This window comes from Serratia sp. N21D137 (assembly GCF_047530005.1).
GTDB classification, from domain to species: Bacteria; Pseudomonadota; Gammaproteobacteria; order Enterobacterales; family Enterobacteriaceae; genus Chania; species Chania fonticola_B.
The window spans coordinates 1-8066 of record NZ_JBLJAJ010000063.1 but is presented as its reverse complement, the minus strand read 5'-3'; the positions used below and the strand labels follow the sequence as shown (position 1 = coordinate 8066).

General features: G+C 57.6%; 6 protein-coding genes. All 6 read right to left on the bottom strand.

What is annotated here, in order from left to right; all coding sequences use genetic code 11:
- Nucleotides 1-455: 455 nt before the first annotated feature.
- The 6 genes from ACMV5H_RS24660 to ACMV5H_RS24635 all read right to left on the bottom strand — a co-directional run bounded on the left by ACMV5H_RS24660 (nucleotide 456) and on the right by ACMV5H_RS24635 (nucleotide 7701).
- Nucleotides 456-737 (bottom strand): cytoplasmic protein, encoded by a 282-nt coding sequence (locus ACMV5H_RS24660; protein ID WP_414822701.1) that lies wholly within the window; start codon nucleotides 735-737, stop codon nucleotides 456-458.
- 45 nt (nucleotides 738-782) lie between these two features.
- On the bottom strand, nucleotides 783-1217 hold the full coding sequence (locus ACMV5H_RS24655) for a regulatory protein RecX (protein WP_414822700.1): 435 nt from the start codon (nucleotides 1215-1217) through the stop codon (nucleotides 783-785).
- A gap of 62 nt (nucleotides 1218-1279) precedes the next feature.
- Nucleotides 1280-5335: an SNF2-related protein gene (locus tag ACMV5H_RS24650; RefSeq protein ID WP_414822699.1), complete on the bottom strand. Its 4056-nt coding sequence runs from the start codon at nucleotides 5333-5335 to the stop codon at nucleotides 1280-1282.
- 107 nt (nucleotides 5336-5442) lie between these two features.
- Complete coding sequence (locus ACMV5H_RS24645; protein ID WP_414822698.1) at nucleotides 5443-6057, bottom strand: DUF2913 family protein; 615 nt, start codon at nucleotides 6055-6057, stop codon at nucleotides 5443-5445.
- A gap of 28 nt (nucleotides 6058-6085) precedes the next feature.
- A complete protein-coding gene (locus ACMV5H_RS24640) occupies nucleotides 6086-7057 on the bottom strand; it encodes an Rpn family recombination-promoting nuclease/putative transposase (protein ID WP_414822697.1) in 972 nt (323 codons plus the stop codon).
- Nucleotides 7054-7701: a recombinase family protein gene (locus tag ACMV5H_RS24635; protein ID WP_414822696.1), complete on the bottom strand. Its 648-nt coding sequence runs from the start codon at nucleotides 7699-7701 to the stop codon at nucleotides 7054-7056. The genes ACMV5H_RS24640 and ACMV5H_RS24635 overlap by 4 nt, the downstream gene beginning before the upstream one ends.
- Nucleotides 7702-8066 lie beyond the last annotated feature (365 nt).

Sequence of the window (8066 nt, the reverse complement as noted above, 5' to 3'; positions counted from 1 at the left end):
CCAAGACGGTTTTAACGGCTTCGGCCCTAAATTCTTTCGAGTAACGTTGAGTTTTTCTGGTCATAGTGAACTCCTTTTAATCCCATTCTACTCAGGAAGGAGTGTCCGTTAAAATCAGGCTACCTCAACGGTTACGCTGCCAGAGACCATACGATTCCAGATTTTGTATAGGTTCCCCACGAGGTTCTTATCAAATTCCTCAATCGACTGGCCATCGATTCCGGCACTGCCTTTGTTGGTTTTTCCCTGACGCTCACCACCACAGCTCTTAACGGCAGCTGCTCAGGGTAGTTTGAAGGCTGTGTCTGGACGCCGTCTCCGAGGGGCCGACCCTCATCTATCGCACAGCATTGCACCCTTATTTGCCACACGGTGCATTCGTGGCACACCTAAGTTGGAATCCACCAAAGTTTTGTCATTGTGTATAAAAGACGACAAAATTAATCGTATGCTGATTAATCATCCACATCGGAGCGTAACATCCAGGAGCTTCCACCAAAAAGTGTGATCCCCACTACCTGCTCCCAGGCTTCTGTTTCTGCCAACTTTGTTTTTACTGACAAAAAATCGGCATGACTCAGAATAATTTCGTCCCCGTCAACCGATGACTTCAGCACATAACCGTCGGCCAGCACTGATTTTTCCTGACGGGGACTTTGTGCCGAGCGCCGGTAAAAGCTCTTGATACATCCACCGTTTTTCAGGGTTGATAAAATGGCGTTTTCTGGAATGCGCATAGGGTTTCGGCCTATCTTCTGTCGAAGTCAAAATTGAAATCAGGGTTAACCTAACGCCTCAAAGATCATATCCATCGAGAAGCCTTTATACTGAAGGTGCCTGATTTGTTTGTTTTTTTCCTTTGGCTCAGAAGGTAACGCGTCACCGAACTTTCTGAACCGGGCTTCTTTGGCCAGCTGATACCAGTCAATATCCCTATTGTCGATCTCTTGGTCTATGAGTGCCGGCGAAAATCCTTTCTGACGCATCTCTTGTTTTATTCTCGTGGGGCCGTGCATTTTTTTAACCTGTTTATCAAAAAGATAAGAAAGTAACTGAGTATCATTGAGCGCGTGGTTATCGGTCAGGCGACGTAAAACGCGCGCGATATCACCCGTATTTTCGGTCAGTCGGCTCAGCTGGCGATGCATATCGCCAGAGGCGTAATTTTTCTTTGCCAGCAACGAGACGGCATGATCATACAGTTCCTGTTCGGTCACGGCTCATTCCTTTTGTCGTAATATAGAAAGCGCGGAGCTCTGCCAACATGTCGTCACGGTCATCACGTCGGGCTTCCCCGCAGTACAGCCAGCAGTGCCTGGGTGTCCAACCGGCCCACGCCGTCGCTGCCGGCCAGTAAATCCTCAGCCAGCTGGCGCTTTCGACCGTGCAGGGCGACCATCTGTTCCTCGATGGTGTCTTCCATCACCAGACGGTATACCGTGACCGGGCGCTCCTGTCCTATTCGATGGGCGCGGTCGCTCGCCTGGTCTTCAACGGCCGGGTTCCACCAGGGATCGAGATGAATGACGTAATCGGCGGCCGTCAGGTTGAGTCCGGTACCGCCGGCCTTCAAGCTTATCAGGAACAGGTCGCCCTCGCCGGACTGGAACGCGGCCACCCGCTTCTCCCGTTCGGTCGGCGGGGTTGAACCGTCCAGGTATTGGTAGGTGATGCCCCGTTCATCCAGCGCCGTGCGCAACAGCGTCAGATGGTCAACGAACTGGCTGAATACCAGGGCCTTGTGGTGGTTTTCCCGCAGCTCGTCGATGATGTCCAGACAGGCCGCCAGCTTGCTGCCCGCCAGCGGGAGGTTATCCAGCACCAGTGACGGGTGGCAGCAGAACCGGCGCAACCGGGTGATCTCCGTCAGCACCTGCAGCGGTTTAATGTCGTCACCGCCACTGTCCAGCCGCTCTACGGCCTGTTGGCGCAAGGCCTCATACCAGTGCCGTTCCTCGTCACTCAGAGGAATGGTGTGAAGGATATCGGTGCGAGGTGGCAATTCGTCCAGTACCTGCGATTTGGTTCTGCGCAATATAAACGGCTTAAGCAACTGCTTCAGCGTGGTGCCGGCCAACCGGTCACCCTGCTCAATCGGCCCCACAAATCGTTGATTGAACGGTTTCAGACCTCCCAGCAGACCCGGGTTGAGGAACCGGAACAGGCTCCACAGTTCGCCCAGGTGATTCTCGATTGGCGTGCCGCTCAGCGCCAGGCGGAAATCTGCTTTCAGTGCCATCACGGCTCGGGCCCGTTGGGTCTGGGCGTTCTTGATGGCCTGTGCTTCATCCAGCACCACGCTGTGCCACTGCTGGCCGGCAAATGTGTGGGCATCCTGCAGCAGCAGACCATAACTGACCACCACCACATCGAATGCACCCACGTCCGCTATCTCACGTCGGCGCCGGTAGTCCCGCACCCGAAGTGTGGGGGCGAACCGTTCACTTTCGTTCAGCCAGTTGCCGGCAAGGGACGTGGGCACCACCACCAGTTGTGGTCCGCCCGGGGCGCGTTCGAGCAGCAGGGCCAGTGCCTGCAGGGTTTTCCCCAGCCCCATGTCATCGGCCAGGCAGGCGCCAACACCCCACTGTGCCAACCGCGACAGCCAGCAGAAGCCGGCCTGCTGGTAGTCGCGCAGTTCGGCCTTCAGCGTGGACGGCACCACAGGTGGGTGTTTTTCCCTGTCCTCAAGCCCGCGCAGCTGCCGGCGCCAGTCGGCGTCACCGTCAAGATGCCCGGCTTCATCGGCGAGCGTTTTCAACAGCGGTAGCGTCAGCGTATTCAGCGTGAGAGGGTCACCGTCGCCGGCCAGCAGGGCTATCTGCTGCAAGCGTAGGCGCAGTTGGTTATCCAGGGCCAGCCAGTCTTGCTCGCCCAGTCTGATGAAACGGCCGCGGCTTTCCTGCAGGAGTGTCAGTACCTGGCGCAGCTGCAACACCTTGCCGTCATCCAGCGCCAGTTCGCCGGACAGGGCAAACCATTCGCCCTGCCGGCGGACATGCAGTTTCAGGGCCTGCATATCGCGGCGGCCACCCAGACGCAGGCGTTCACCTTCCGGCCAGACGCATTCAAGCTGCGCCGGGTCAATCGCGCGCAGTTGCGTCAGTACCTCCAGGGCGTCCTGAGTATCAGTCAGTTGCCATTCGGTGGTGTCCGTTGCCGATGCGTCGAGCACCGGGCAAGCCGCCAGCACCTGCTTCAGCCGCTGTTGTTCTGCCGGCAGGTAGCGGCGGGTTTGTATCGCCTGACCGTCCTGCTCGCCATTGACGATGTCGCCGCCCCGCCCTGGCGGGAAGGCGGTGCCGTTTGGCAACGGGTGAACACGAAGTTGCAGACGCAGCCCCTCGCCAAGCGGCAGCAGATGCGCATACAGCTTTTCATCCGGCGGAACATGCGGAATGTGCGCCGTCAGCTCGGGCAGATTGGCCTGGACCGGCAGCAGAGGCGCGATGGACGACACCGACTGCAGGACCCGATCGCGGGCGCTGACCGGAATGCGCAGCTCCCGGCCGAGAATGCCGGCAATCTTGCGATGTTCGTCACTGACCGGATACACCACCAGGCGGGTCGGCGTTTCTTTTTCCCATAGCAGTCCGCAACTGTCGCTGATGCCCGGCGGGCGGAGCGTGAGGGCGAGATGTTCCCCCGCCTCCGTTATCACCAGCGTCACCTGCCCGGGTTCGATATCGATGCGTACGTCCGGGGCGTCCTGCCAGAACACCGCCGGATGGCCAACCAACGCCGGCAAGGCGGCTTCGGCATCCAGGGTGTAGGTGCCATTGTGCCCGTAAAAGGAGTACGCCGAGGAATAATGAATGTGCCGCAACGCCTGCCGGTCCTGCGCCAGCAGCCAGGGTAGTGTGTCAGCCGCGTCGTTGAGGCGTTTGAGGGACAGCGGGCGCCCTTTGGTCCAGCCGTCCCGGTTGTATTTTTGTTCCCGGGGTTCCAGCGTCAGCTCGTAGCGATGCAGGGTCAGGAACCAGGCCATGCGGGACGTATTGGCGTTTTCCGCCGCCGTCAGTTGGCTCAGGGCGTCCAGGGCGTACTCCCATGACGCCCTGCGCCGATACAGGGCGCTCAGCGGATGAGGCAGTTGGGGCGCCTGCTGACGGTATTGCTGATGGAGCAGGTCGGCAATGTCCTTCTCCAGCCAGTGATAGCCGCGGGTGGCCAACTGTTCTCTGAATATATCGAGACGTTGCTGCCCGCGCTCGCTGTCTTCGGTATCGCTTCGCCAGTGCCGGAGCAGCGCCAGCCAGACGCCGGCCATGCCGATGAGTGGCGTCGTGGCTTGTTCGGGTGAGGTGCCCTGCGGCGGCTTACCTTCGCATTCATGCAGCAGACCCTGCAGCAAAACCCAACCACTGCCGAAACCTTCTTCGATGGCATGGTGGGCCAGTTCCCGAAGTGTCGGGGTATGTGCAGGCTCATGATTGGCCAGCAGCGTTAATGCGGCCATCATGGACGGCAAGGGGGGCAGGTGCAGCTTGCGTTTGCGGGTGGCCTTGCGGTACTGGCTGACGAGCTGCCGGTATGCTTCGAGCGCAGCGTCTTTTTGTCCACGGCTCAGGGCAATCCAGCCAGTGACGGTAGGGGGCAGTTCACCCTCCCCCTTAATTTGGTCAAGGCGGTTGTGGTCGCCTCGCCACAGGGCCTGCAGCGCCAGGGGTTCTCGTAACGCGGGCGGTGTCGTGCTCCGCGCGTCGCTGAAGGTGCAGGCATACCGATAGAGTGAGGAACACTCAGTGAGGCGGTAGCCGGCATCAACGAGAAAGCTGGCCAGCAGCGCTATCTGAATAGCCTCGTTCAACAGCGCAAAGGTGTGACGACCTGCCTCGTCCGTCAACAGCTGAAAGGCCGGATGTGCCTGCGGTGCGTAACCGGGCTGGGTCATCCATTCGTCCAGGTATTGCGGCAGTGCTATCTCATCGCCAGCGAGAAGCGCATGCCACAGGCGGGCTCTGCGCGTACGCAGCCCGCTTAGCAGGCGTAAATAGCCAGGGTGTTGCGGGGAGGCACCCCAGACGGCGGGGTGGGTGACCATGTAGCGGTAAATCACGTTATCGTGACCGGCCAGGTGGTAGCGGTTGTTCATCTCCTGCAGCCATCCCTGTGCCAACAGAACTTTCAGTGCTTCCGCCATATCCGCGGGATTCATGCGCCGGTGGGCAACCGGGCTTATCTCCAACTGATGCAGGTTATCCAGCAGGGCGGATTTTGCCAAATCGTCATGCAGGGCGAGCTGGCAGAGGATGGCGGTGAGAGGGATGGGCAGATGCGCAATCCCGGTCTCCGCGCTGTCAGCGCGTGAAGGTGTGTTTTTGTGTCCGGTCATGGTATCACCCTGTTAACGTGACCTCAGCACAGCCGCTGAGTGTCTGCCAGCGACGGTGGGTCAGGTGCCGCTATCTCTGTCCTTTTACCGGGCTGCGATGATGTCGTTTACGCAGGCTCCAGCGCGATGGTGTGGCAGGTCGCCGTGCTGTTAAGCTGGCGGGTGCCCAGTCCGTACTCCGCCATGACGTGCATAAACCGGTCGGCGTCACCGACAACCCGAAAGGTTACGGGGTGCAGATGGCGACCGTCCTGGGCAAAGGCGGCATTCAGCGCCGCTTTTTCGACGTAGAACCCGTTGTGCTGTGACGGTACCGGCGTTACGCCAGATTTCCACTCGTGTGCGTCCATCACATAATTGTCCCAGCCCTGGTCTTTCAGGGTTTCAGAGGCGTAGGTGAGCCGGAACAGATCGGATTGTGCGGCCAGGTTGCCGCTGCAGGAGCGCCAGAGGTAGTCAAGATGCTGACGCAGTTTGCCAGCCGGGCCGTGTTTGCGGCCACGTTCGAGTAACCACTGAATGTCAATCGCAACGCTCCTGGGGAAGCGTTTTTGCTTTTGGGCGGTGGCCAGCCAGCGGATCAGAAACAGGTTTTCGGCATAGGGCGTGCCGGCGATGCCGTCCTGGCGCGCCAGCCCCAACGCCACCAGGGCGCAGAACGCCAGATGGCTGAGCGCTGAGGTAGTGTTCTCTGTGCTAACGGATTCGGTTTTATCTGACAATGGCTACCCTGCCCGTTGATGCAAAGGATTAGTGGCGGATCTGCGCCAGGTCGTCAGCGGTCAGCCCGGTCATTTTCATGACCGAGTCGCGATCGAGGCCGTTGGCCAGCATGGTGCGGGCAACTTCGAGCTTGCCTTCATTGCGCCCTTTTTCAATACCGCGTTGTTCACCCACCTGGATACCTTTCTGGATACCCTGTTCGATACCTTTCTGGATACCTTGCTCGATACCCTTCTCGATACCTTTTTGTTCAAGCTGTTGTGCGATGGTCATCAGTTCCTCCTCGTGTTGCGGAACCCGCAGGGCCAGTGCGCGAACAAATGCCTGAGCATTCGCCGATTCACCGGCCTGGATAATATAGTGTATCAGCGAAATGACCTGTGGCGAAGAGAGATAGCCGGCCAGCAGAATGGCGGACAGCTGGTCTGTCAGCTCAGCGAGGTCGCGCTGGCGAATATGTTTCTGCAGCAGGGTCAGTGCGGCCATGCTGCGGTGGTCCATAATCTCCTCGTCGGGGATGACCGTCACATCAACCAGCGGAAAATTACCGGTATACAGTTTCTCCGCCAACGCCGGATCATCAAATTCCTGCAGCCAGTTGGTCGAGTATGGATAGGGGCTGCGTTTGCCTGTATAGAACAGCACCGGAATGACCAATGGCAGCTTCTTGTGACCGGCGTCGAGGTGACGCTGCATAGCGGCAACGGCATATCGGATGAGGCGAAAGGCCATATGCTTATCCGGGCTGGACTGGTGCTCGATAAGCACGTGCACGTAACCGTCAGCGCCTGTAGTGGTTTTCAGGCTGTAAAGCACGTCGCTGAAATACTGGCGCAGGTCATCTTCGACATAGGAGCCGGACTCCAGTTTCAGCGTGCTGAGGTCACAGATGGCCCGCAGTTCGGCCGGCAGATGGATGTCCATGAAGTCGCGGGCAATTTCAGGTTGCGTCAGAAATTGTCGGAAAGTTGCATCATGAGGCGTTGGATTTTTTTTCATGGGGCTATCGTAACATGTTCGGTTGCCGGCTCACTATGGCTGAGCGAAGGCTTCACCCGCTCTCCGGGCAGAATAGCGTCGGGATGTTGCTGCCGCCAGGTTTTTAATATTCGGTAGACGCTGGCTCTGCCAATACCCAGCCGGTCGGCAACCGCTTCGCGGGTGACTCCGGCCAGCGTCAATTCAATGACCTGCTGCGCTTTCGCCTGAGCGGTAGGTTTTCTTCCTTTATATGCACCCTTGGCTTTTGCCCGGACAATGCCTTCCCGCTGGCGTTCCTGGCGCAGGCGTGTCTCGAACTCGGCAAAGACGCCCAACATATCCAGGAAAGCTTTGCCGGAAGCGGAAGAGGTATCGATGGCCTGCTCTGTCGCCCTGAGCTTGATGTTTTGCCCTTCAAGCTCATGAACCAGATTTTGTAAGTCGCGCAGGCTGCGTGACAGACGGTCGATACGGGTGATCACCAACGTATCACCTTCCCGCAGGTAGTCGAGGCAGTCATCGAGTGCCTGGCGCCCTTCTTTCCTGGTTCCGGTCATTTTCTCTGAGAAAATTTTACGGCAGCCGGCAGAAGTCAGCACCGCTATCTGGTTTGTCAGATCCTGATCTGTCGTGGATACACGAGCATAACCTACGAGCGCCATACGATTTAATCTCAATAGATATTAGATAATGAGATTTTTACGTATCAAATTTACTAAATCAAGTTCTGTGATACTTGGTTTGGGCAAATCACCCTAGCTCTCACAAGGGTGTACCCTAATGTTACATTTGGCTTTCCTTGGTTGCTTGTCCTTATGGTTTTCGTGGCAAACATATCATCTATGTACAATGTTTTTTTGTCTGTATTCTTTTTGTTGTACATGATTTAATTCCATGTACAAGCCCCATTCCCACTCGAAACGCAACAAAACCCAGGGGGCTTATGCCGCCTGTAAGTGTGTTAAAAATACCTCATTGGGGGAGCGATAGCCCAGAGATTTTCTCCCTCGTGTGTTGAGTATGTGTT

Coding starts and splice junctions, on each gene's coding strand:
- ACMV5H_RS24635 (WP_414822696.1), bottom strand. CDS start 7,701: ATGGCGCTCGTAGGTTATGCTCGTGTATCCACGACAGATCAGGATCTG.
- ACMV5H_RS24660 (WP_414822701.1), bottom strand. CDS start 737: ATGCGCATTCCAGAAAACGCCATTTTATCAACCCTGAAAAACGGTGGA.
- ACMV5H_RS24650 (WP_414822699.1), bottom strand. CDS start 5,335: ATGACCGGACACAAAAACACACCTTCACGCGCTGACAGCGCGGAGACC.
- ACMV5H_RS24640 (WP_414822697.1), bottom strand. CDS start 7,057: ATGAAAAAAAATCCAACGCCTCATGATGCAACTTTCCGACAATTTCTG.